The organism is Paenibacillus sp. USHLN196, from assembly GCF_037144955.1.
Taxonomy (GTDB): Bacteria; Bacillota; Bacilli; order Paenibacillales; family Paenibacillaceae; genus Paenibacillus; species Paenibacillus xylanexedens_C.
Genome location: NZ_JBBCYH010000006.1, coordinates 389,863 through 412,267, shown reverse-complemented (window position 1 = coordinate 412,267; position 22,405 = coordinate 389,863). Strand labels below are relative to the sequence as shown.

At 48.5% G+C, this 22,405-nt stretch carries 22 protein-coding genes; 9 read left to right on the top strand and 13 right to left on the bottom strand.

Annotated features, from left to right (window positions below):
- The gene (cydC, locus tag WFI24_RS17510) at positions 1 to 1,935 is read left to right on the top strand and encodes a thiol reductant ABC exporter subunit CydC (RefSeq protein ID WP_336762797.1); all 1,935 of its coding nucleotides are present in this window, start codon (positions 1 to 3) and stop codon (positions 1,933 to 1,935) included.
- A 109-nt stretch (positions 1,936 to 2,044) separates the two neighbouring features.
- Here the strand turns inward: cydC and WFI24_RS17505 are convergent, their stop codons facing one another.
- From WFI24_RS17505 to WFI24_RS17495, 3 genes are all read right to left on the bottom strand, one after another.
- Positions 2,045 to 3,004, bottom strand: a complete 960-nt coding sequence (locus WFI24_RS17505) for an MraY family glycosyltransferase (protein ID WP_145325010.1) — start codon at positions 3,002 to 3,004, stop codon at positions 2,045 to 2,047.
- Positions 3,005 to 3,121: 117 nt separating this feature from the next.
- Positions 3,122 to 3,937 (bottom strand): hypothetical protein, encoded by an 816-nt coding sequence (locus tag WFI24_RS17500; RefSeq protein WP_336762795.1) that lies wholly within the window; start codon positions 3,935 to 3,937, stop codon positions 3,122 to 3,124.
- Between the two features lie 64 nt (positions 3,938 to 4,001).
- Positions 4,002 to 4,319: an ArsR/SmtB family transcription factor gene (locus tag WFI24_RS17495; protein WP_336762793.1), complete on the bottom strand. Its 318-nt coding sequence runs from the start codon at positions 4,317 to 4,319 to the stop codon at positions 4,002 to 4,004.
- A 399-nt stretch (positions 4,320 to 4,718) separates the two neighbouring features.
- Here WFI24_RS17495 and WFI24_RS17490 point away from each other — a divergent pair, with 399 nt between their 5' ends.
- Positions 4,719 to 5,108, top strand: a complete 390-nt coding sequence (locus tag WFI24_RS17490; protein ID WP_336762791.1) for a nuclear transport factor 2 family protein — start codon at positions 4,719 to 4,721, stop codon at positions 5,106 to 5,108.
- Between the two features lie 227 nt (positions 5,109 to 5,335).
- Here the strand turns inward: WFI24_RS17490 and gntK are convergent, their stop codons facing one another.
- The 4 genes from gntK to WFI24_RS17470 form a co-directional block, all read right to left on the bottom strand.
- Complete coding sequence (gntK, locus tag WFI24_RS17485; protein WP_336762789.1) at positions 5,336 to 6,886, bottom strand: gluconokinase; 1,551 nt, start codon at positions 6,884 to 6,886, stop codon at positions 5,336 to 5,338.
- 120 nt (positions 6,887 to 7,006) lie between these two features.
- A complete protein-coding gene (locus WFI24_RS17480) occupies positions 7,007 to 7,834 on the bottom strand; it encodes a carbohydrate ABC transporter permease (RefSeq protein WP_036612996.1) in 828 nt (275 codons plus the stop codon).
- 20 nt (positions 7,835 to 7,854) lie between these two features.
- A complete protein-coding gene (locus WFI24_RS17475) occupies positions 7,855 to 8,721 on the bottom strand; it encodes a carbohydrate ABC transporter permease (protein WP_091013252.1) in 867 nt (288 codons plus the stop codon).
- 128 nt (positions 8,722 to 8,849) lie between these two features.
- Positions 8,850 to 10,124 carry an ABC transporter substrate-binding protein gene (locus WFI24_RS17470; RefSeq protein ID WP_442956233.1) on the bottom strand — a complete coding sequence of 425 codons (1,275 nt, stop codon included), beginning with the start codon at positions 10,122 to 10,124 and terminating at the stop codon, positions 8,850 to 8,852.
- A 323-nt stretch (positions 10,125 to 10,447) separates the two neighbouring features.
- On the opposite strand from WFI24_RS17470, the gene WFI24_RS17465 reads away from it, so the two are divergent.
- From WFI24_RS17465 to WFI24_RS17445, 5 genes are all read left to right on the top strand, one after another.
- Positions 10,448 to 11,215, top strand: a complete 768-nt coding sequence (locus WFI24_RS17465) for a GTP cyclohydrolase II (RefSeq protein WP_336762784.1) — start codon at positions 10,448 to 10,450, stop codon at positions 11,213 to 11,215.
- A 192-nt stretch (positions 11,216 to 11,407) separates the two neighbouring features.
- Complete coding sequence (locus WFI24_RS17460) at positions 11,408 to 11,977, top strand: glycerol-3-phosphate responsive antiterminator (RefSeq protein ID WP_145324730.1); 570 nt, start codon at positions 11,408 to 11,410, stop codon at positions 11,975 to 11,977.
- A 28-nt stretch (positions 11,978 to 12,005) separates the two neighbouring features.
- On the top strand, positions 12,006 to 13,493 hold the full coding sequence (gene glpK / locus WFI24_RS17455) for a glycerol kinase GlpK (protein ID WP_336762783.1): 1,488 nt from the start codon (positions 12,006 to 12,008) through the stop codon (positions 13,491 to 13,493).
- A gap of 400 nt (positions 13,494 to 13,893) precedes the next feature.
- Positions 13,894 to 15,570 (top strand): glycerol-3-phosphate dehydrogenase/oxidase, encoded by a 1,677-nt coding sequence (locus WFI24_RS17450; protein WP_336762781.1) that lies wholly within the window; start codon positions 13,894 to 13,896, stop codon positions 15,568 to 15,570.
- 49 nt (positions 15,571 to 15,619) lie between these two features.
- Complete coding sequence (locus WFI24_RS17445; protein WP_336762780.1) at positions 15,620 to 16,624, top strand: Gfo/Idh/MocA family protein; 1,005 nt, start codon at positions 15,620 to 15,622, stop codon at positions 16,622 to 16,624.
- Positions 16,625 to 16,719: 95 nt separating this feature from the next.
- Here WFI24_RS17445 and WFI24_RS17440 read toward each other — a convergent pair whose 3' ends face one another.
- Complete coding sequence (locus WFI24_RS17440; protein ID WP_026081419.1) at positions 16,720 to 17,019, bottom strand: winged helix-turn-helix transcriptional regulator; 300 nt, start codon at positions 17,017 to 17,019, stop codon at positions 16,720 to 16,722.
- A 422-nt stretch (positions 17,020 to 17,441) separates the two neighbouring features.
- Between WFI24_RS17440 and WFI24_RS17435 the strand changes: the two genes are divergently transcribed.
- Positions 17,442 to 17,822, top strand: coding sequence for a DoxX family protein (locus tag WFI24_RS17435; protein ID WP_336762779.1), 381 nt, complete (start codon positions 17,442 to 17,444; stop codon positions 17,820 to 17,822).
- A gap of 127 nt (positions 17,823 to 17,949) precedes the next feature.
- Here the strand turns inward: WFI24_RS17435 and WFI24_RS17430 are convergent, their stop codons facing one another.
- The 5 genes from WFI24_RS17430 to WFI24_RS17410 all read right to left on the bottom strand — a co-directional run bounded on the left by WFI24_RS17430 (position 17,950) and on the right by WFI24_RS17410 (position 21,361).
- Entirely contained in the window at positions 17,950 to 18,789 is an 840-nt protein-coding gene (locus WFI24_RS17430; RefSeq protein WP_336762777.1) for a DNA alkylation repair protein, read from the bottom strand.
- Between the two features lie 76 nt (positions 18,790 to 18,865).
- Positions 18,866 to 19,561 (bottom strand): Crp/Fnr family transcriptional regulator, encoded by a 696-nt coding sequence (locus WFI24_RS17425; RefSeq protein ID WP_336762776.1) that lies wholly within the window; start codon positions 19,559 to 19,561, stop codon positions 18,866 to 18,868.
- A 126-nt stretch (positions 19,562 to 19,687) separates the two neighbouring features.
- On the bottom strand, positions 19,688 to 20,206 hold the full coding sequence (locus tag WFI24_RS17420) for an AbrB/MazE/SpoVT family DNA-binding domain-containing protein (RefSeq protein WP_336762775.1): 519 nt from the start codon (positions 20,204 to 20,206) through the stop codon (positions 19,688 to 19,690).
- Between the two features lie 106 nt (positions 20,207 to 20,312).
- Positions 20,313 to 20,993, bottom strand: coding sequence for an LrgB family protein (locus WFI24_RS17415; RefSeq protein ID WP_336762773.1), 681 nt, complete (start codon positions 20,991 to 20,993; stop codon positions 20,313 to 20,315).
- Complete coding sequence (locus tag WFI24_RS17410) at positions 20,990 to 21,361, bottom strand: CidA/LrgA family protein (RefSeq protein WP_145324724.1); 372 nt, start codon at positions 21,359 to 21,361, stop codon at positions 20,990 to 20,992. Before WFI24_RS17410 ends, WFI24_RS17415 begins: the two co-directional genes overlap by 4 nt.
- A 155-nt stretch (positions 21,362 to 21,516) precedes the next feature.
- Between WFI24_RS17410 and cidR the strand changes: the two genes are divergently transcribed.
- The gene (gene cidR / locus WFI24_RS17405) at positions 21,517 to 22,401 is read left to right on the top strand and encodes a cidABC operon transcriptional activator CidR (RefSeq protein WP_186327884.1); all 885 of its coding nucleotides are present in this window, start codon (positions 21,517 to 21,519) and stop codon (positions 22,399 to 22,401) included.
- The last annotated feature ends 4 nt before the right edge of the window (positions 22,402 to 22,405 follow it).

The following is a 22,405-nucleotide window of genomic DNA, read 5'->3' as shown; positions in this document are numbered from 1 at the left end:
ATGAAGTCCGATGAACATATGGAGAACGTCCGTAACAAAAAAGAAAAAAATAGCTGGATCGCTCCGTATGTGGCACAGTACCGCTGGAGATTCATTGCAGTCATTGCGCTGGGCACATGCGCTGCCTTGTGTGCGGTGCTGTTGCTGTTCACCTCCGGATTTCTGATCTCCAAGTCTGCGCTGCGTCCCGAAAATATTCTGATGGTATATGTCCCCATTGTAGGTGTACGTGCATTTGGAATATTCCGAGCTGTCTTTCGATATATCGAGCGATTGGCAGGACATGATGCCGTACTGCGGGTGTTAGCCGATCAGCGGGTGAAGCTGTATCGCATTCTGGAGCCACAGGCCCTGTTCTTGCGTTCTCGAATGCAGACCGGAGATGTACTTGGAGCACTCGCCGATGATGTGGAGCGGCTGCAGGATATCTATCTGCGTACCGTTTTTCCCGCCGTTACCGCGCTTGTGATGTATGGTGGGGCTGTAATTGCCTTTGGCAGTGTTGATCTGGTATTCGCGGTGTGGATGGGCTTGTATATGTTAGTTCTCGTTGCCGCGCTACCTGCAATTTCCCTGAAAGTAATGAGGAAATGGCGTGTGCGGCTGAAAAAGGAAAACAGTAGGTTGTACACCCGTCTGACCGACGGTGTGCTTGGACTGGGAGATTGGCTTGCAAGTGGGCGAGCAGCCGAATTTGTTCAGCAGCAGGAAGAGGCGGAGGAAGAGGTCGACGCGATTCGTCGCAAGTTGCGGCGTTGGACACGTTGGCGTGATCTGATGGCCCAGTCTGTCATTGGCCTGCTGGTGGTATCGGTTACGTTATGGGCCGGAAATGCCGCCTCTATTGGACAATTGCCGGCTGTGATGATTGCTGCGTTTGTACTGGTGTTATTTCCGCTCACGGAAACGCTCCTGCCAGTAGGAGATGCTGCGGAGCACCTTCCACAGTACCGGGAGTCGCTGGACCGCTTGAAACAGCTGGAAGGGAAAGAGCATCTTCCGGTGCAGAATGGGGCGGATGATGTTGACGGGACGGGCGAATCGATCTCTGCAGTAAAAAACGGCAACGGATTGGCTGGACAGCCATCGGAGTTCTTGCCAGCTGCGAATGATATTTGGGATAGACGAATTCGTCTTCGCATTCCGCCAAAATTAAGAGCAGACATCGAGATCAATCGCGTTAGTTACCGTTATGCAGCGGATGATTCCTATGCCGTACAGGATGTGTCTCTTCATCTGCCACAAGGCAAACGTCTAGCTATCCTTGGACGAAGCGGCGGCGGCAAATCGACATTGTTGAAACTCATTCAGGGGGCTTTGCTTCCGTCTGCGGGGAAAGTTCTGATCAATAATATGTCTGTGCAGACCTTGGGTGAAAGTGTCACTGATGTTATCGCAGTGCTGAATCAGAGCCCGCACCTGTTCGACACTACGGTAGCGAATAATTTGCGGATTGGACGTCCGGATGCAACAGATGAGCAGATTCGTCAGGTGGCTGCGCAAGTAGGTTTATCCGGTCTGATCGAATCCTTGCCGCAGGGATATGATACGCCGATGCTGGAAACGGGTCTACGTTTCTCCGGTGGGGAAAGGCAACGGATCGCTCTGGCCCGGGTACTGCTTCGGGAGACACCTGTTATTATATTGGATGAACCAACCGTAGGGCTTGATCCGGTGACGGAACGCGAACTGATGCGGACCATCCTGGACAGCTTGCAAGGCAAGACGTTGATCTGGGTCACCCATCACCTGATTGGTGCGGAACAGATGGACGAACTTATTTTTATGGAAAATGGACAGATTGCCATGCAGGGTTCTCACGAACAACTGCTGACTGGGGAAGAGCGATACCGGCGTCTCATCGAACTCGATCGGCCAGGATGGACAGGTCCGCAGCAACAGGCACAACCGTTGCCACCGGTAGCTTCGAGATAAGTGGGAGCCTGTTAGCGCCGAACCATATAAGCATAGCAAAGAGACGAGCCAAGGAATCTTGGACTCGTCTCTTTTTACATTTCGATATGACCGCTTTCGTTGCGGATAATTACATTTCCACCAACATTAAAATAATGGAGGACAGACACAGACAAGTGCTGACGAGATAGAGCACAGCAACAACCTGTTTATGATTCAATCCTGCACGCAGCAGCCGATAATGGGCTTGACTCGCATCGGCCTGGTAGATCGCTTTACCTTGAATGAAGCGTTTGATAACGACAAAGATGTTATCAAAGATCGGTACACCCAGCGCCAAAATCGGAATGAAAATGGACAGCATGGTTGCTTGTTTGAATGCACCATCCAGAGCAATAACCGCCAGAATGAAGCCGAGGAACGTAGCACCTGCATCGCCCATGAACACTTTGGCAGGAGCTTTGTTGTATTTCAGATAACCGATCGTCACACCGACCAGAATGATCGACATGAGTGCAGAATCACTTTGCCCTTTGGCAAGGGCCACGATGAACAGGGTAATCGCCGAGATGGCCGATAATCCGCCAGCCAGTCCGTCCATGCCGTCCGAGAAGTTGATGACTGTTGTCACCCCGAAGATCCACAGGATCGTTAGAATGAATTGCAGCCAGATTGGAAGCATGACATATTCCGCGTTGAAGGGATTCACGAATCCGGTGAACGCAATTCCAGAAGCAAATACGAGTACTGCCGCAGAGACCTGTACGAGCATCTTGGGCAGGGCAGGAAAATCTTTGCCTTTTGTTTTGTACCAGTCGTCGACGGTACCAATCGTTAGCAGAAGCATACCACCAGCGACCAGGGCCGCCGTTTCCCATGTGATTTCTTTCGTCAGAGCAATGTATGTCAGGAAAAATCCAGTAAATATCGCGTAACTCGCCGTGAGGGGGATAGGTTGCCTGTGCAGCTTACGCTCCACATCTTCCCGGGGCTTGTCCACAAAATCGAGCCGATGAGCCAGTCGACCAAGCGGCGGAATAAGCAGAACCACGACAGCAAAAGACACTATAAAAGCCAGTATGTATACCATAAACTCGCTTGTTTCACTCCCATCTACCAATTTCCCCTTATTATACGAGTTAAACAGGAAATCTGTCGATGTCATTATTGTAACCAGACGCACCCAAAGGTGAGCAGAAATCGGATTCTATTGCTTTTGAGGAAGATAGGAGCCGAAATAATGATATGCAGTTTCTACATGATATCCATCATCGCCTTGCCAAGTTGCTGCAAAGACGAAATCATTGGAGCCCCCCTTGCCTTTTCTCGGTTTATCTCCAGGGATTAGTATACCGGCTGCGGCCCAAATTTCCAGTAGGGCGTCCCGCTCCTGTTTGCTGGAAGGGAAGAGATCTTTCCACTTTTTCTCCAGTGAACGTGCACTGTCCTTGGGATCTTCTGTCTGTGCTGCTTCAAGAAGATTTACAAGGATAGCCTGATCTTCAGGTGTTACTTCATAGTTTGCATCCTTGTCTTGTAGCAGTAATTCCAGATCCATCAGGCAGTAGAGTAACCAACCATGACGTACGCCACCCCATTTGATCCGTTCAAAATTAAGGACGTTCAAGTCTACGTTGGAATATTCCATGTCTGACTGCAAACGCAGGAAATTGCAATCTCCACAGGCACTGGTATTAGCGTGAAGGGCAGGGCGTTCCGCGTAGGTGTGTAAAGGCATGCTCGATGTTAAAGCCCAGCTGGATAATGCGCTGCGCAGGTAGACTTTTTTGGTGGACAGACTATGTAGAAAGGCCGAAATCACGCGTTCCTTGAAGGAGTCATCCTGATGCATGGCGTACAGACGCTGGACAATCTCATCATGCGTGATCGTGAGTGGGTCGAACATAACGCCTTTGCTCTTGGCATATTCAAATTCATCTCCAGAGAAGGATGCGGAAGTTGTTTTCCAGCCGCCGCCTCCCCAGAATGTGCTCAGCAGTATCTTTGCTGCTTTTTTGTCCATGTGTTGAGCCTCCTGTATCTGAATTGCGATTATGTTCATTGTGATTCTTCTATCTCAGACCTGCTCAATGTGCGTATTCCGCGGATGTATTCAGAATCATCTCGACTAGTCCTGGAAAACGTGTGTTTAGTTCTTCCTTTCGTAGGGAATAAAAGTGCTGTTTACCTTCAATACGCGGCTGGATCACGCCAGCTTCACGTAAAATTTTGATGTGATGGGACAACGTGGATTTGGAAATATGGTCTACTTCGAAGGCGGAACAGTTTTTCTCGCCAGAGCTGGCCAGACAGTGTGCAATTTTCATGCGGATTGGATCACCCAATGCATTGCAGACCGTGGTCAGCTTGAATTCCGAAGCCATAGGTATCGTTGGAGTTCTCATATCTATGACGTTAGCACATTCGGCTTTCTCTTTCAATGTTTGAAAAATTTCGAACTATAGAAGTTGAACTGTAACTATTACACTTGTTTACTCCGATTGCAGTACCATCTTTCGATCGCTCTTATCCCCAGATTTTCTTTATTCCCATGGTCCAAGGGAATAAAGAAAATCTGGGGATAGTGTATGCTTCCGATGTAGCTTTCTTTCAGAAAGCTTTTAAGCGCACGCTTCGCTTCTTCAGATTGGTTCTGTACTCTCCGTGTTAGTGTAAAAGTCGGTCTCAACTTATATATTCCTCGCAGGCAGTATAAGAATTGTGTTACATTTCTTTTCGCTTAGTTCGAAAATATTCGAACTGAAAGATTGGAAATCGGATTTGTTATTCTAGGAGGAATATGAATGAGTACTATAAATACCACTACACTGTTGAACAACTATTTCCGTTTATTTGATGCTTCACGTACAGACGAGCGTGCCATGGAGGATTTGTTATCTCTTTTCACACCGGACGCAGAGATTGTGCTTAACGGCACCAGTCGAGCAGGATTCGACGGTTTTATGAAGGCCTTCTACGAGTACAATAAAGACGTAAAACATATGTGGGACGCGTGGGTGCAACAGCCTGATGGCAGCTACCAAACCAATTGGGCGGTATGCGGACAAGCGGCTGACGGAACCGTATATGCCAAAGCAGGCATTGATATTGCTCGTGTGAATGATGCAGGGCAGATCGTGTACCTGGAGAATGTGCAAGCCGATCAGAATGCGTTCAGCAAGTATAATCAGTAATAGCGCAGAAGCCATACAGTCTTTCGAACTGTGTGGCTTTTTTTGTGTGGCATACTTAGCTAATTTGAAAGGCACTGAGGACGAAGGTTTTATCTATCCAATAACACAGTTTCTGCAAGAGAATTGGTACATAAAAACCGTACATGAAGATATGTACATGAAAAAGACCCTCCCGCATGTCTAAAACATGGCGGGAGGGTCTTCATAAACGTACATTCACGTCATTCTTACCTTTGCATCGTCTTATTCTGAAAAGCAGCGATATCTGCATACTCTTCTTCGAATTTGCGGGAGATGCGGATGAAGATCGGCAGCAGTTCACGGTACACGCGGACACTTTCCGGGTCAGGCTGGTGCCGATGTGTTGATCCGATCATGCCGGAGACGGCACTCAGGGAATCGATGCGGCCAAGGGCGTACAAGCCCAGCACAGCTGCGCCGAGGCAGGAGCTTTCAATACTTTCGGGAATGATGACATCCTGATCGAAAATATCCGCCATCATCTGTCGCCACAACTCGGAGCGGGCGAAGCCGCCAGTCGCCTGGATTTTTTTCGGACGACCGATCTTTTCTTCAATCGCCAGCATGACGGTGTACAGGTTGAACAATACACCCTCAAGTGCAGCGCGAATCATATGTTCCTTCTTATGGTGCAGCGTCAGACCGAAGAACGATCCGCGTGCGTTCGGATTCCAGAGCGGAGCCCGCTCACCCGTCATGTACGGATGGAACAAGAGACCTTCCGAACCCGGAGGTACATTTTCGGCGACACGAGTGAGCACTTCATACGGATCGATGCCAAGTCGCTTCGCCGTTTCCACCTCGGAAGCCGCAAACTCGTCCCGAATCCAGCGGAAAATAACACCGCCGTTATTCACCGGTCCGCCAATGACCCATGCATCCTCCGTGAGCGCATAACAGAAGAAACGTCCTTTTGGATCGGTCACTGGTTTGTCCACGACCGTACGAATCGCTCCGCTAGTACCAATGGTTACGGCCACGACGCCTGGGTCAATGGCATTCACGCCCAAGTTGGAGAGCACGCCATCACTGGCTCCGATGACAAATGGTGTGGTGACCGCAATGCCCATCTCCTTGGCGTATTCCGGATGCAATCCCTGTTTCAGCACATGTGTGGTCGGTACAAGTCGGGATAGATGCTCCGGCGTAATACCCGCCACATGAAGCGCTTCTGCATCCCAGTTGAGTTTCTCCAGATTCATGAGTCCGGTGGCTGAGGCCATCGAGTGGTCGATGACGTATTCAGAGAATAATTTATAGAAGACATATTCTTTCATGGATATGAATTTATGTGTCTGTCTGAACAGTTCCGGTTGATCCCGTGTGAGCCACATGATCTTGGTGAGTGGGGACATCGGATGAATCGGCGTGCCTGTTCTCAGATAGATTTCGTGACCATTCATCTCCGATTTGAGTACTTCAGTCCACTCGGCACTACGATTATCTGCCCATGTCATGGCCCGCATCAGCGGTTTGCCGTGTTGATCGACTGGCAGGATGCTGTGCATCGCTGAACTGAACGATACAAACAGGATATCCTCAGGCTTCACTCCCGCTTTGGACGTGGCCTCTTTAACGGATTCGATGACTGCTTTGAAAATATCTTCCGCATCCTGCTCCGCAATCGCAGGTGTGGGGGTGTGCAGCGGATAATCGGCACTGCCTTGAGCCACAATGGTTCCGTTCTGTTCGAATAAGACGGCCTTGGTGGAGGTCGTGCCGATATCTACGCCGATCATATAGGGTGAAGAAGCCATTTTGTCATCCCTCTTTCTTGAATATATAAGGTGGCGCTATTCATCCAACTTATATGGCATCTGTATTTCATCTATAGATAAGAATATCAGACTTGAGGGATGGATCAAAATGCCACAATCTTAGTCCTTCACTGCTCCTGCCGCGATATCCGAGATAAACTGGCGGCTGATGAACAGGAACATGACGATAAGCGGAATAACGGCGAGCAATGTACCCGCGATAACCATGGCATAGTCTGTATTGTACAGTCCGTTCAATTGAGACAACGCAATCTGCAACGTATACTTGCGTTCATCTGTCAGGACGATCAAAGGCCACAGGTAGTCATTCCATACTCCAATAAAGGTGAACGCGCCGAGGAAAGCAAAGGCAGGTCGCAAGATTGGCAGCGCCACGTTCCAATAGAGACGGAAGAAATTACAGCCGTCGATCCGGCCTGCATCCAGCAGATCGTTCGGAATGGACTCCGTGGCATATTGGCGAATCCAGAAGATGCCGAAGGCGTTCACCATGCCCGGAATAATAAGGGCTTTGAAGGAACCGACCCAGCCGAACGTAGCCATCAGTACGAAGGAAGGCACCAGCGACAGCTGTGAAGGTACCATCATGGTGGCGAGCAGCAGGATGAAGAGCCACTTTTTGCCGGGAAATTCAAACTTCGCAAACGCAAATCCCGCCAGTGAGTCAAAAAACAGCACCAGGATCGTTACGAGGCCTGACACAAACAACGTATTCAGAAAAGCTCCCCAGAAATCAATCTGCTGCAACACCCTCGTGATGTTATTCCACAGTTCACCCCCGAACCAGAGCTGGGGCGGGAACTTGTAGATATCGGACGTTGTCCGGGTGGACATTACAATCAGCCAATAGAACGGGAACATGGATATGAGCATGCCCCCGATAAGACCGGTATACAACACCAGCGATTTGAGGTGTTTGGTCGCCATGTGCGCTCCCCCTTATCACATCAGGATGATTTGCCTTGAACAAGCTTCCAGTTCACAATCGAGAACAGGGCGATAATGAGGAACATACCCCAGCCAACAGCAGCCCCATATCCAAAGTAATTGTTAATGAAGGATTCACGGTAGAGGTACAGTACAATCGTCATACCTGCTGCACCCGCACCACCATCGTTACCTACCAATACTTGCGGCTCGGTGAACAGCTGCATACCGCCAATCGTTGATGTAATGACCGTAAACAGGATCACAGGACGCAGCATCGGAATCGTAATTCGGAAAAAGGACTGTATCGCTGATGCGCCGTCAATCTTGGCCGCTTCGTATAATGTCTGCGGGATACTCTGTAATCCCGCCAGATAGATGACGGCGTTATATCCGGTCCAGCGCCAGACCACCATGGAGGAGATTGCGACTTTGATGCCCCATGGTGCATTTAGCCACTCCACAACCGGTAGCCCGACCGACTGTAACAGATAATTGAGAAAGCCATAATTGTTGGCAAACAAGGCACCGAAGATGATGGCCACCGCCACGATGGACGTGACGTTCGGCAGGAAATAACCAACCCGAAACAGGGTGCGGAACTTCACAAATGGTGCATGCAGCAGAAAGGCAATAATCAGGGCGAAGAAGAGCATCGGAATCGTAGAATAGATCCAGATCATGAACGTGTTGCCCACGGCTTGCCAGAACTCGGCATCGGTCAGCATGTATTTGAAATTGTTGAACCCGTTGTACGTCATGACACCGATGCCATCCCATTTATGAAAAGCTAGATAGAGTGAGAACCCGATCGGGAACAGGCCAAATACCGCAAACAGAATATAAAACGGCGATATCGCAACATAAAGTGCACGATGCTCCCACATCCTGGACCACAGTGACTTCTGCCGATCCAGATCAGGTCTTGCATTTCCGGGATCGGGAGTAAGACGAGGTTCAGTTACAGCCATATGAATTCCTCCTTTGCGGATAACGAAACCACACGTTCTTCAGGTTAACGCTGTAATTCCCGCTCGACGCGGTGCACCGTATCCGTCCAGACCTGCTGAGGATCGGCATTTTGCTTCGCGACATCATTCAGCCTTCGGGTGATAATGTTGTGTACGGATGGGTATCGTTCGCCAAAGAAAGCATCCGGCACCTCCTGTGCCGATTCGGCAAATACAGGCCCTGTCGCCTGTCCGCCGAAGAAAGGTTCTTTTTCTTTCATGGCAGGATCATCAAATACACCTGGTGCAGAAGGGAACAGGTTCAATGTCTGATATTGCTCCAGTTGATTTTCGGGACTTTGCAGCCAGCGAACCAGTTCAAAGGCTTCCTGAGGATGTTCACTCGACTTCAGGATGGACAGGAATGATCCCCCGTTATTACCATCTCCCCCTGGTGCCCGAGCGACCCGCCACTTTCCGGATGTATCTGGAGCGGCTTCCTGAAGAACTTGTTTCATCCAGACAGCACCTACGAAAGAGGCGATTTCGCCATTATTCATCGCGGCGTTCCAGCCCGGAGTCCAGCCATCTGCATTGGCTAGCAGTCCCTTCTCTTTGAAAGCAACGGCCGTATCCCAGCTCTTGCCCACAATAGGGGAATCCATGCCGATAAAGGACCCGTCCGGCCGGAAATAGCGCTCCGCAGACTGCGATATGACTTGGTTGTAAACGGTTGCAATATTGTCGGTCAGATATACCTTGCCTCCGAATTTCTCCTTGATCTGTTCTCCGGCAGCTGCATATGCATCCCAGCTGTTAATCTGGCGTGTAACGTCCTCGGGATCAGATGGCAATCCGGCTTCCTTGAACAGATCTTCTCGGTAGAAGAGGGCTGTTGGTCCCGTATCCATCGGGAACCCGATCATCTGTCCACTTGGCGTAACGCCTTGCTTCCATTTCCACGGCAGATATTGGTCTTCAATATCTCCTGCGCCGAGATCATACAGATTATAGAAACGATCCTCACTGGGGAATAGCTCCATGATCCAGTCGTTCAATGCCACAATGTCTGGTTCACCTGAGCGTGCAGCGAGTGTTGTTTTGAGCTTTGCTTTGAAATCACCGCCGATTTTCTGAGCTGTCAGTTCAATATTGGGGAACTTTTCCTTAGCCCTGGCAATCAACTTATCATCGATGGAACGGTTCCAGTACCATAATGTAAGCGTTACCTTTTTGTTGTTCGCTGAATCGTCCTGTCCGGGCCAGATGGAGCATCCGCTTATGAGCAGGACGCAGACCATCAGTATGGCTGTCCAGCATGTTCTTTTCCGGCGGATCATGTGCATAACCCCCTCATCGTTAAGTTCGAGGCATGAAGTGCTTTGGACTACAACATTAGTGTATGAGCAGTTTATAAACTCATACCCAATATTCCTGAAATGAAACACATATTTGTGTCCGTTGCGTAACATAATTTTAGTAGTTACTTTAAAAATAAAAGTTACTTGACACTTTATAATTTTTATTCTAAACTAACTTACATAAAGTAACTAATGATGATGAGAATAATATAGATACGTACTATATAATATCCAAGTGATCCATTTTCGCTCTGGATGCGAATCAATCAACATACAAGTTGGCCTAAACAGGAGGAACGACAATGATCAATTCACATATTATTCAACTGCTTGCCCCCAAAATTCAGACTTTTCCGAGTGGAAAAGATTTTATATACCTTGTAGGTCCGATTAAGCTTCCGGTAAACCTCGATGGAGAGACCAAGACATTCCAGTGGTACAGCTGGATGAAGTCAGACAAAGCGATGGAGAGCGGGGAGCTGATTGAATCCCTTGCTGAGGCTGAACTGGCAGAGCGTCAACAATCCAGTGTTCTGGTGTATGGTGACTTTGCCAACGCACAAGAAGCGCTGATTCGGATGCATAGCATCTGTCATACAGGCGACATCTTTGGCAGCAAACGTTGTGATTGCGGCTTCCAATTGGAGCAATCCATGAAGATGATTGCCGCTCACGGAGCGGGCGCACTGTTCTACCTTGCCAACCATGAAGGACGTGGCATTGGTCTGTTCAGCAAAGCGATGGCGTACATTTTGCAAGAAGAAGGTCTGGATACGGTGGATGCGAACTTGCAGCTCGGATTCACGGACGATGCCCGCAATTATGACGATGCGATTGCCGTATTGCGTGCGCTTCGCTCTGCACCGGTTACACTGATCACCAACAATCCACGGAAGCTGGCTGCCTTGCAGGAAGCGGGATTGAATGTGGGTGGACGTGTGCCACTATGGGGAGATCGTTCTGCTTTTAACGAGAAGTATCTGCAAACGAAAGTGAATCGTTCCGGTCACTTGGCAGAAAGTGATGGCTGGGCTGGGGCAGAGACGCTGCTTCCGCATGCACAGGCTTAATCATTATTTATAGACGTATACGAATAGATGATTAGCCGTTGTTGTACTCTCCGTTATGGAGAAGTACAGTAGCGGCTTTTTGGTATGGATAACAGCATAGCGTTCAGATCTTCCTGATTCACGGAATGGCTTGCCGTTCACACGGCACGGATTATACAATATAGGCATCTGATGAATGCGGGAGGAACCAAGGTGCCATTTGAGGGACAACGTATATTGCCGGCTGCGAAGAGCATGAAGCAGTTTGAGGCGATGATTGAAGGCCCTTATACCTATGGGGTGATGCTGGAAACTCATATTGCACAGCTTCAGAGTGTAATGGACGAGGCGCGACGGTATGACAAAAAGATACTTTTGCATGCAGATCTGGTACAGGGATTGAAGAACGATGAGTATGCGGCAGAGTATCTGTGTCAGCACATTCGCCCGGCAGGACTGATCTCTACAAGGGCAAGTGTAATCCAGAAGGCGAAGCAGAAGGGAATTACAGCCATACAACGTATTTTTCTGCTGGACACCCATGCACTGGAGAAAAGTTATCTGCTGCTGGCTAAAACCCAACCGGATTATATTGAAGTACTACCTGGCGTCATTCCGCATATTATTGCGGAAGTATCTGTACGTACAGGTATCCCTATTATTGCGGGGGGACTGATCCGCTCACCGGAAGAGGTTGAACTTGCGCTTGGCGTCGGAGCAACGGCAGTGACCACTTCCAATGCAGAGCTGATCCGACACTTTGAGAAATCGCTTACACCTTAAAAAGAACCCACAACAGGAGGTTGTCTGTATGGAAAAATATATATTGGCTCTGGATCAGGGGACGACGAGCTCCCGGGCCATTCTGTTTAACCACGGCGGAGAGATTGTGTACATTGCTCAGCAGGAATTTCCACAATATTTCCCCGAGCCGGGCTGGGTAGAGCAGAATGCCAACGAAATCTGGAGTTCCATTCTTGCCGTGATGGCTTCATGTCTGGCAGAGAGCGGAATCAAACCAGTCCAGATTGCCGGGATTGGAATTACGAATCAGCGGGAAACCGTTGTGGTATGGGACAAAGAAACAGGCAGACCCATCTATAATGCAGTGGTATGGCAGTCCAGACAGACCGCAGACATCTGTGAAGATTTGAAGACACAGGGACTCGGGGACCTTTTTCGCCGCAAAACAGGATTATTGATAGATCCCTACTTCTCGGGAACGAAGGTGAAATGGATTCTGGATCATATCCCTGGTGCCCGAGAGCGGGCAGAGAAGGGTGAACTGTTGTTTGGCACGATTGATAGCTGGCTGATCTGGAAACTAAGCGGGGGCACACACGTCACGGATATATCCAATGCTTCACGTACCCTGATGTATAACATCTATGATCTGCAATGGGATGACGAATTGTTGGGTATTCTCGACATTCCTAAGGTCATGCTGCCAGAGGTGCGAGGTTCATCCGAGGTGTATGCACACACAACAGACTATCATTTCTTCGGTCATCGGATTCCGATTGCGGGGGCCGCAGGAGATCAGCAGGCTGCGATGTTTGGTCAGGGTTGTTATACCAAGGGCAGTATGAAAAATACATATGGTACCGGTTGTTTCATGCTCATGAATACAGGAGAGAACCCGGTACAATCGGATCACGGACTGATTACGACCATTGCCTGGGGGATAAATGGCAAGGTTGAGTATGCGCTTGAAGGCAGTATTTTTGTTGCAGGCTCAGCGGTTCAGTGGCTGCGTGACGGATTAAGAATGCTTCGCTCTTCAAAAGATAGTGAGGACTACGCCTCACGCGTGCCTTCGACAGATGGCGTGTATATGGTACCTGCATTTGTGGGACTGGGCAGTCCGTATTGGGATAGTGAGGTCAAGGGTGCAGTGTTTGGCCTGACCCGGGGCACGACGAAGGAACACTTTATCCGCGCTACACTGGAAGCATTGGCGTATCAGACCAAAGATGTACTGGAGGCGATGGAATCCGACTCGGGTATTCCCGTGCATGCTCTGCGTGTCGATGGCGGGGCGGCGGCTAATGATTTCCTGATGCAATTCCAGAGTGATATTCTGGGCATTCCTGTCGAACGCCCTACAGTGAACGAAACGACTGCATTGGGTGCGGCTTATCTGGCAGGTCTGGCGGTGGGGTATTGGTCGAACGCGGATGAATTGGCCGATCATGAGAATACGGAGCGTGTCTTCCATCCAGTTATGGCTGAGGAACAACGGACAGAACTGTATACAGGCTGGAAGCGTGCAGTGAATGCAGCAATGGCTTTTAAATAAAAGGAATGAAATGAATATCTCTTGGTGTGGGTATTTGTACTTTTTAACTAAACATATGTTATAAATGATATTTACTGGTGGAAAATGATGCATGATTTACAGGGTTATTCTTCCTGGAGGGAGCAAAATATATACCCACTATAAGGAAAAAAACAAGGTTAGTGGATTCATTTGAAATTCCATCCTTTGGCAGAACAACTTTTTGAATTTTTTTTGAATAATGTGTCATTTCAGGACTTCACGCCGTCAAAAATCTGTGATAGGATAAAGGCACAAGTTAAAAAATGATGTCTGGAGATCGGGAGGGACCACGTGCCGCTCAGCAATTGCTGAGCGAATGACGTGGTCCTTTTTTTGTTTTTTTACGGAAACATTAAGGAAATCAATGGGAGGTTCAAGGATGGCAGAAACGTTCTCGTCAGCACAACGGACCGAATATTTGCAAAGCATGGCGAATGCACATTTTGACATATTGATTATTGGCGGCGGGATTACAGGTGCAGGGATTGCATTGGATGCGGCTTCCCGTGGATTGAAGACAGCGCTTGTAGAAATGCAGGATTTTGCAGCAGGGACATCCAGTCGTTCGACCAAATTGGTCCATGGCGGTTTGCGTTATTTGAAGCAATATGAAGTGAAGATGGTCGCGGAGGTAGGACGGGAGCGGGCTGTAGTGTACGAGAATGGGCCGCATGTGACAACACCGGAACCGATGTTGCTACCAATCTATACGGCAGGTACGTTCGGTCGCTTCAGCACATCCATTGGTCTGATGGTATATGATCGGCTCGCCAGGGTGAAGCGCAGTGAACGGCGCCAAATGTTGAACGCCGGGGCAGTGTCGGATATTGAACCTTTGCTGCGCAAACAGGGGCTGTTGGGTGGTGGGCTCTATGTGGAGTACCGGACAGATGATGCCAGGCTTACCATTGAAGTCATGAAAGAAGCTGTCAAACGCGGGGCACAGGCAGTGAACTATGTGAAGGCAACAGGTTTTCTGAAGGAGAATGGCAAGATTGCAGGTATTCGAGCTATGGATCAGATCGATGGTCAGACCTATACGCTGAAAGCGAGCAAGGTGATCAACGCTTCTGGTCCCTGGGTGGATGGGCTGCGGGAATTGGATGGTTCACGCCAAGGGAAAACACTACAGATGACCAAAGGTATTCATTTGGTCTTCGATGGTGAACGATTCCCGCTAAGACAGGCGGTCTATTTTGATACGCCAGATGGTCGAATGGTGTTTGCTGTCCCCCGTGATGGCAAAACCTATGTGGGGACAACCGACACTGTATATCAGGACGATCCTGCACATCCGCTAATCTCCGACTCGGACCGCGAATATGTGATTGATGCAGTCAACGGCATGTTTCCAGATGTACGGATTGGTATCGAGGATGTGGAGTCCGGTTGGGCGGGTGTACGTCCATTAATTCACGAGGAAGGCAAGAATCCTTCCGAAATTTCACGTAAAGACGAAGTCTGGGTATCCGATTCCAATCTGATTACCATTGCCGGAGGCAAATTAACCGGATACCGCAAAATGGCTGAGATGGTTGTTGATCTGGTCGCGCGCCAGATGGAGCAGGAGCACGGACATTCCATAGGCCCTTGCGTAACGAAGAAGATGCCCATATCCGGCGGGGACGTGGGAGGTTCGACTGGATTCGCATCGTATGCAGAGCGCAAGATCAAGGATGGTGTTGCCTTGGGGCTTGCTAGACCTGCTGCGGAGCGGCTGGTCCGCACGTACGGTTCCAATGTGGAGGCACTGTATGAGCGAATGCCTGATCCGCGCACCAAGGCGGAGCTTCAGGGCCTGTCACAGGAGCTACTGCTGATGTTACGTTATGCGATTGAAGAAGAGATGGCAGTAACCCCGTCTGACTTTTTGGTACGAAGAACAGGAGATCTATTTTTCCGTATTGCTGAGGTCCGTCGTTATAAGGCAGCAGTTATCTCCTATATGGCCGGGCGTTTGAACTGGTCTGAAGAGCAAGTGGTTATGCATACACAGGAACTGGATCAGCTGTTGTTGGAAGCATCCGGCAAAACTGAGGCAGGATTTCGCTACTGAAAGTCGAATGGAACATGTAAGCGTGTAACACAGAGAGGGGATAACATCCATGACATTACAGATCGGAATCATTGGAACAGGCTGGTTCAGTAAGGTACATGCAGATATTCTCGCACGAATGGAAGGTGTTCGTGTTGCGAGTGTCTGCGGAACAACGTTGGAAAAGGCAGAGGCTATGGCCTCCGTCTATGATGCTGTTGGTTACGGTGAACTTGAACATATGCTGGATGGTGAGAAGCTGGATGCGGTGTATATCTGTGTGCCTCCGATGTCTCACGGATCGATTGAGTCGGAGTTGAATCGTCGCGGAATTCCATTCCTGGTTGAGAAGCCGCTGAGTACTGGAATGGACGTTCCGCGTCAGGTGTTGGATCAGGTACAGAAGAGCGGATTGTTAACCTCTGTCGGCTACCATTTCCGTTATCAGGAGGCTGCTCAAGTATTGCAACAGGCCATGAAAGAACAGACGGTTGGCATGGCACTCGGCCGCTGGATGGGCGGAATGCCAGGGGTTGCCTGGTGGCGGCGCCAGGATGGTTCAGGTGGACAGTTCGTGGAGCAGACCACACATATCGTAGACTTGCTTCGGTATTGTGCAGGAGAAGTTACGGAGGTGTACGCCGTAGCAGCTCAGCGAAGCATGCATGAGAAGCATGAGCATGTTACGGTTGCCGATGTAGCGAATGTAACGCTCAAGCTGGAAAGTGGAGCGATTGCAAGCATCGCCAATACATGCCTGTTGCCAGACGGAGAGGGCGGTGCAGGGCTGCAGTTTTACACGGATGCAGGGGTGTGGGATTGGACGCCGGAACGTTTGCTTCTGCCAAGTGCCGCAACACATTCAATGGCAGGCCTGGAGATTCCGTCAGGACATAATCCATATGAGCGTGAGAATGAAGCATTCATTCACGCCCTGCGTACGGGAGACCGTTCACGAATTCTGTCCGATTATGCGGATGCCTGCCGTACACAGGAGATTACAACGGCGGCGCTGGCATCGGCAGATTCCGGTCTACCGGTACAGCTTCAGCCTTCAAAACATCTCTCTCATTAAAAATATAAATACGCCTGAATCGGGGATTGATCCGCAGATCAACCTGATTCAGGCGTATTTGTGTTGCGTAGATATGAATGGGACAGGAATTCATATTACTCGGATTTCTGCTGTTTCAACCAGTCGGAAGACCAGCTGTAGATCTGATCAATGACAGGTTCAATGGCTCTGCCTTTGGGTGTTAACTCATACTCTACACGAGGAGGAATCTCGGGAAACATGTGCCGGGTTACGATACCTTCTGTCTCCATTTCCTTCAATCGCTCCGATAAAAGTCGTCCACTGATGGCCATCTCTGCTTCAAGTTCCGTAAACCGCTTCGGTCCGGATAACAGTTGGTACATAATTAACAGTACCCACTTCTTGCCAATAATGTCTATGGCCTGAGTGATCATACAGGGACTTGGTGCTTTTACTTTTTTCAGCTTCAGCGTGTTCACCTCGATTCATGATTATTTTTTTCACTGATGTATATGAAAGACATGGTTTCTGCCGCGCTAAGAATGGTAGAACATTCAATTTAATGACGGTCACTACAAAATATACTGTAACATACCTTTTGTATGTATTATACATCATACAGCGAAAAATTACTTGAAGAAATTATCTTATCATTGTATACTAACTTCATAAAAGTAAGTTGGTGATAAATAATACGTATAATATACACATGTACTATTTCGAAAGTAAACCTAGCTAAACAGATGAAAACAGAGTTACCTTCGGGGAACTTTTACATAGATTCTTTTTTACTATTTATCACAAAAATAATCATTACATAGTGGGAACATTCCATTCACTTTAGGAGGATATACATATGAACAAGATTTTGGGTTATATTTTTCTGGTTGTGCTAGCAGGTGTATTCGTCATGACTGGGTTTAACAAGATCAGTGGAGCAGACATGATGATTCAGACCTTCGAAAGTTTCTCTTATCCAACATGGACCATGTATCTGCTGGGTGCTGTGGAGTTGCTTAGTGCAGTAGGACTGCTGATTCCACGGACTCGCATCCTGGCTTCTGGCATACTGACATTCATTCTGATTGGGGCTGTGGGAAGTCATCTGATCTATGCACAATATGCTGCTGTTCCGTTCCCGGCTGTGTTGTTGGTAGCGAACATTATTGTCCTGGTTGTGGGCATGCGCAGATTGGAAGAGGAAGAAGAAGGACATATGGATGCCATTCAGGCATAAAGGAAAGATGAGGGTTATATTGTAGTGCTATTTAACCGAGGGAGAGGGTATCCCCTCCAATAGAGGAATACAATACGTGGATGCTTATACAGAAGATGACCACTGCCAATGAGCGGTGGTCATCTTTTTATGAAAGACTTCGCTTGGCTCGTGTGACGATTCGCTGCGTATGCTTGGTATCCGACTGCTGAATCCAAGTGGCACAGATCTGTCGCACCCACTCCGGGCTGGTCTTGCTGGCATCGTTCAGCCAGTTGCTTACCGAATCCTGTACATACTTATGGGCATCGGATTTCACCGCGTCCAGCAAGGGAAGGGCTATCTCCGGATTTTCTTTTAGTTCCTGAATATGTTTCGCCCAGACGCCACGAGGTCTGATTGATTCTATGGCAAAGCGACGGATCAGTGGATCAGGGTCAACACTCCATGGAATTAAATGTTGCAAGCCTACGGATAATTCGGCAGAGATGGACTCCCGTACAGCCATCCATGCAATTTCTCTTACACCAAAGTGATGATCTGTTGCAAAAGGCCGTATATGCTCCAACTTTTCAGTAAGGTTCAGACGGGAATCCTGCCCTATGATATAAGCCGCCCAACAGCGAACACTGTCTGAACGATGCTCAGCAATGGAACGAAAGAGTTTCGTTCGTTCATTGATTGTTAGAACCTTCAACAGATTAAGCCATTGCATACTTATGGTCGGGATGATTTTCATGATCCGCAGCTCGTTCATCTGTTTTAACTGCTCAGTGATAGCTTGGGTTTCGATACCCAACCCCCATTCATGGGTAACCTTCTGAAAAAGGAAAACATGATCAACTGCCAGCCATTCGGTCAAATTAACCGATTCAATGTGTCCTGCTTGTAGTAAATTGCGGATATGCTCCGGGATTTCCGTGGCTTTACGGGCACCTTTGCGAAGAAGAACGTCTTCAGGGATAAATAGATCTGATTTAGCATCCAACGGTATACTCCTCCTTGGTTGTATAACATGATGAGTTAACAATACAACTTGCTGGAGAATGGGGATGTAAGGCATCTTACAACTGGGCAGTAATATTGCGGAGGGTAGCGAGTTCGTTACGATGAAGGGCTACTGATTTGAATCCGGTACGAATACGGCCTGCTCTCGATAGCTCTTTCATGGCAACCGTAACTGATTCCCGCGTGGCTCCCACCATCCAGGCAATCTCCTGATGGGTAAGCGTGAGTTGAATCCGGCAGTACTCACTCTCTTCAATCCATCCCATCTGTTCAGCCAGCCGGAAGAGAGTATGTATCACCTTTTCATGCAGGTTCCCTAGCGCGAGCGATTGTGTCAACTCACTCATTCGCTTCATCCGCTCGCCTAGTACGTTCATTAGTCTCATCATAAACCGTGGATGTTCAATCAGAAACTGCTCGAAACGTGGCTTGTCCATCAGGCAAATGTCGCACTCCTCCATCGTTTCGATATAGACGGCACGTGTTCCCAATGAGATTCCGTTCATTTCTCCAAACACGTTACCTTCCTTCAAAATATCAAGAGTAAACTGCTTGCCCTCCGGGTTCAATGTATATAAGCGAACCATCCCCCTTTTCACAAAGTAGAAACGCTCTGTAAACGTATCCGGTGTCTGGATCTGTCTGTTTTTGGGCATGGTCGTTATGGAAGTCATACGATCCATTTCAATCAGGTCTGCCTCTGATAAGGAGGACATGAGGTCGAATTGTGATAAATACAGGATGTTATCCATGGCTCTCCTTTCCCTTGCTATATGGATATAAAAAAAGAAGAACCCACGAAAAACAACGGGTTCTCTTGCAGCGGGACTTCCTGATCGGAAGGTCTTCTGACTATAAATGATCGAATACCATTCTTATTATAGTAACTTTTTTAATTGAGAGACGCGTCCTTGGCTAATGCCAAGCTTTTCCGCAATTTGCTGTTGAGCCAAACCGGGATTCTGTTCAACAATTTCTTTCATCTGTTGCAGCATGCGTGCCGTCTTTGGTCGCAGGTCCGGGTATTCTTGGTTATCAGCAGTGGTCCCTTCTTCCCTAGCGGGAGGTGAGACTGAGGCGGATTTGGTAGCAGGACGCTCCACGGGTGCAGGAGCCTGTTTGTTCTGAGGTACGAACCAGTCGGGAGAGTCATCCGGGTGTTTTAATTGAATTGCACAAGTCCGGCAGATGAATTGCTCTTTGAAATACATTTCCGTATCCACATCACCGCAAAAAATACACAATGTTGATTTGTACTTTCTCAAAATCAACTCTTTCCCTTCAATGAAAAACTCAAGCGGATCGCCGATATGGATTTCCATCGTATCCCGCATTTCTTTGGGAAGGACAATTCGTCCAAGACGGTCCAGAGATCTCTTCATTCCGGTTCTTTTCATCGCATCTCCCCCGCAATATTCACAATTAAAAACCTGTCCTTATTGTAAGGAAGAAAGGGCTTTAATACAACAATAATATTTCAAAAAAGTGGGATTATTCCATCTATTATGGGAAAATAAGTTTGGAAAGGATGGGCGCAACGGCTAAAGTGAACAATGCGGCCAGCACCATGGAGATACTGGAGATGGTACCCGTCAGGGAACTCAGTTCAAATGCTTTGGATGTCCCTGTGCCATGGGCACCGGTTCCAAACAGTGTGCCTCGTGCAATCTCGCCATCGATGTGCAGCATCTTAACAATAGTAGGACCCATAATTACTCCGAGCAGACCGGTCATAATGACAAAAACCGCTGTCACTGCGGGAATTCCCCCGATTGTTGCTGATACGTTCATGGCAATTGGCGTTGTGATGGAGCGCGGGATTAAGCTATGGATTAGCCCGGAATCCAGTTGCAACCATTTGGCGAGCAGGGCAGAAGAAAGCACGGCAACCACTGAGCCAGTCATGACACTGAAGACGATCTCGGAAATATGTTTTTTGAGTACATGGAAGAAGGTATACAGTGGTACGGCAAAAGCCACGGTGGCCGGTTGAAGCAGTAGGCTCAGCCATTTGCCGCCGCTGCTATACGTGGTATAATCCGTTCCCGTTGCGAGCAATATGCCTACGACAAGCAGTGGCGTAATGAGCAGCGGAGACAGATAAACTTTCGGCAGATTGCGATACATTCGTTTGGCAACTCCGTATATACCGACGGTTAACAACAGGCAGAGGAATCCAATCATCCGGTGTGACGCTCCTTTCGTTTCGCAATTCGTGTAGCCACCAGTCCTGTACAGGACATGACCAGAAATGTACTAAGCAGTACGATGAATAAAATTTGTAGACCGTCATGCTCCAGCATGGGCATATAGTTCATAATGCCAACGGCTGACGGAATAAAAAATAACAATAGTTCACCGAGTAGCCAGGCAGCTCCAACTTCAATCCAGCGCAACTTCACGACACGGGTCTGAAGCAGAATGAATAACACAACCATACCGAGTATCGAACCCGGTACAGGAAGATGGAGAGTACGGGCCAGCAGGTCCATAATCAGTGAAAAAACCATTAAGAGCGCAACCTGTGCAATACCAAGGCCCCATTTTTTCACTTTAATCCCTCCTTGTATAATCAACGTAATCGTTTGAGTTGTTATGAAAATGAATCACTTGATAACGCAAATTTTACATGGCATTCTTTCATGAGTAAAATGCATATTAAGAATGTTTACTATTCCATTTATCTATGAGAGGTGGGAACCAACAGGTGGATATCCGCCATTTGCAATACTTTCTGGAAGTCGCCAGGCAACAGAGCTTCACAAAAGCCGCTGAAGTTCTGTATATCACCCAGCCTACCATCAGCAAGACCGTCAAGAGTCTTGAAGAGGAGTTGGGTATCACGTTGTTGGACCGTTATGGTAAGAAAGTGGAACTAACGGATGCAGGTCATGTGTTTTTTCGGCAGGCACTGGAGATTGAAAAATCGTTCCGCAATCTGTCATCCGAGCTGGATGATCTGATGAACTTGAAGAAAGGCCACCTGCGGATCGGTCTGCCGCCGATGGTAGGGTCCAGCTTTTTCCCCATGATCATTGGCGAATTTCACAAGGCTTACCCGCAGGTGACTATTCAGCTATTTGAGGATGGGGCCAAAAAAGTGGAGGCTGATGTGATCAGCGGTGCACTGGATATTGGCGTTGCAGTACTGCCAACCGTGGATGAGCTGTTGGATCATTTTGTGTTTGTGAAAGAAAAGCTGAACCTGCTCGTGCATCCTTCACATCCACTTGCGGAGAAAGAGTCGGTTGCGCTGCATGAACTGGAAAACGACGCCTTTGTATTGTTTCGGGAGGATTTTGCGCTGCATGACCGGATTATTGTGGCCTGTCAGGAGGCCGGATTCCAGCCCCGGGTGGTGTATGAGAGTTCCCAGTGGGATCTGCTCAGTGCGATGGTTGCCGCCAATCTGGGAGTAGCCTTGCTACCGGAGACCATCTGTCGTGAGGTGGATCATATGCGTGTGAGTATTATCCCCGTAACGGAGCCTGTGATTCCATGGCAACTCGGCATGATCTGGCGGAAGGACCGCTATCTGTCTTTTGCCACGAGAGAGTGGATCGGATTCACACAGTCGATGCTGGGTGAATAAGGAA

Bases quoted from the DNA above. Each gene is read 5' to 3' on its own strand.
- WFI24_RS17490 (WP_336762791.1), top strand. From the start codon at position 4,719: ATGAGTACTATAAATACCACTACACTGTTGAACAACTATTTCCGTTTA.
- WFI24_RS17425 (WP_336762776.1), bottom strand. From the start codon at position 19,561: ATGGATAACATCCTGTATTTATCACAATTCGACCTCATGTCCTCCTTA.
- WFI24_RS17420 (WP_336762775.1), bottom strand. From the start codon at position 20,206: ATGAAAAGAACCGGAATGAAGAGATCTCTGGACCGTCTTGGACGAATT.
- WFI24_RS17435 (WP_336762779.1), top strand. From the start codon at position 17,442: ATGAACAAGATTTTGGGTTATATTTTTCTGGTTGTGCTAGCAGGTGTA.
- WFI24_RS17500 (WP_336762795.1), bottom strand. From the start codon at position 3,937: ATGGACAAAAAAGCAGCAAAGATACTGCTGAGCACATTCTGGGGAGGC.
- WFI24_RS17465 (WP_336762784.1), top strand. From the start codon at position 10,448: ATGATCAATTCACATATTATTCAACTGCTTGCCCCCAAAATTCAGACT.
- WFI24_RS17470 (WP_442956233.1), bottom strand. From the start codon at position 10,124: ATGATCCGCCGGAAAAGAACATGCTGGACAGCCATACTGATGGTCTGC.
- gntK (WP_336762789.1), bottom strand. From the start codon at position 6,886: ATGGCTTCTTCACCCTATATGATCGGCGTAGATATCGGCACGACCTCC.
- WFI24_RS17480 (WP_036612996.1), bottom strand. From the start codon at position 7,834: ATGGCGACCAAACACCTCAAATCGCTGGTGTTGTATACCGGTCTTATC.
- WFI24_RS17440 (WP_026081419.1), bottom strand. From the start codon at position 17,019: ATGATCACTCAGGCCATAGACATTATTGGCAAGAAGTGGGTACTGTTA.
- WFI24_RS17475 (WP_091013252.1), bottom strand. From the start codon at position 8,721: ATGTGGGAGCATCGTGCACTTTATGTTGCGATATCGCCGTTTTATATT.
- WFI24_RS17495 (WP_336762793.1), bottom strand. From the start codon at position 4,319: ATGAGAACTCCAACGATACCTATGGCTTCGGAATTCAAGCTGACCACG.
- glpK (WP_336762783.1), top strand. From the start codon at position 12,006: ATGGAAAAATATATATTGGCTCTGGATCAGGGGACGACGAGCTCCCGG.
- WFI24_RS17445 (WP_336762780.1), top strand. From the start codon at position 15,620: ATGACATTACAGATCGGAATCATTGGAACAGGCTGGTTCAGTAAGGTA.
- WFI24_RS17415 (WP_336762773.1), bottom strand. From the start codon at position 20,993: ATGATTGGATTCCTCTGCCTGTTGTTAACCGTCGGTATATACGGAGTT.
- cydC (WP_336762797.1), top strand. From the start codon at position 1: ATGAAGTCCGATGAACATATGGAGAACGTCCGTAACAAAAAAGAAAAA.
- WFI24_RS17505 (WP_145325010.1), bottom strand. From the start codon at position 3,004: ATGGTATACATACTGGCTTTTATAGTGTCTTTTGCTGTCGTGGTTCTG.
- WFI24_RS17450 (WP_336762781.1), top strand. From the start codon at position 13,894: ATGGCAGAAACGTTCTCGTCAGCACAACGGACCGAATATTTGCAAAGC.